Annotated in this window: 1 protein-coding gene; it reads right to left on the bottom strand. The window is 31.3% G+C overall.

Annotated elements, in window-relative coordinates; genetic code table 11:
• Positions 1 to 180: 180 nt before the first annotated feature.
• The coding region (locus EER30_RS46815) for a hypothetical protein (protein WP_127509827.1) at positions 181 to 582 on the bottom strand (402 nt) is incomplete at its 5' end.

Genomic DNA, 582 nt, shown 5'->3' on the forward strand with positions numbered 1-582 from the left:
TTTAGAAAATTTTAAAAGTAAGATTATGAAGGAAGAGTTTGCTTAGAAATAAGCGCGCAACTGAACTTGTATGATTATCCAGTAGATATATCCCTTAAAAGTATAAAATACAAAGGCCTGCCTAAAAGCGGGCTTTTGTATTTCGCATAAGGTGTATTATGTTAATTTTAGGAAAAATAATTAATTATCAATCTGTGAGTTTAAAAAATTGAGTTTAATAGTTAACTCACCATTAAGGCTCAAATCAAAAGTATCGTCAGGATCATCTGTTTTTAGAAAAAAAATCATATTTTGTTTAAGGATATTCTCTAATTCATCTAACTCTAATTTTGTTAATTTTTCAGATGTCGTATAGGTTGTAAATCCAAATGGGCCTACTTCATTTATTTTCATTTGGCTAACATGCTCAAGTATTTTATTAGAAAGATTAATAGTCTTAGCATTGCCTTTTATTTCATTAAGTTCAATTGCTCTGTCTATCAATACTCCCTCTAAATCAGGGGGAATGATGAACCATGAAGGATGACCAGTCGCAGTAGGATACCCTTTTGGAGAATCTTCTCCTCCATTCCATCGTATAGC

The sequence above is a fragment of the Actinoplanes solisilvae genome (assembly GCF_003999975.1).
Classification (GTDB): domain Bacteria; phylum Actinomycetota; class Actinomycetes; order Mycobacteriales; family Micromonosporaceae; genus Actinoplanes; species Actinoplanes solisilvae.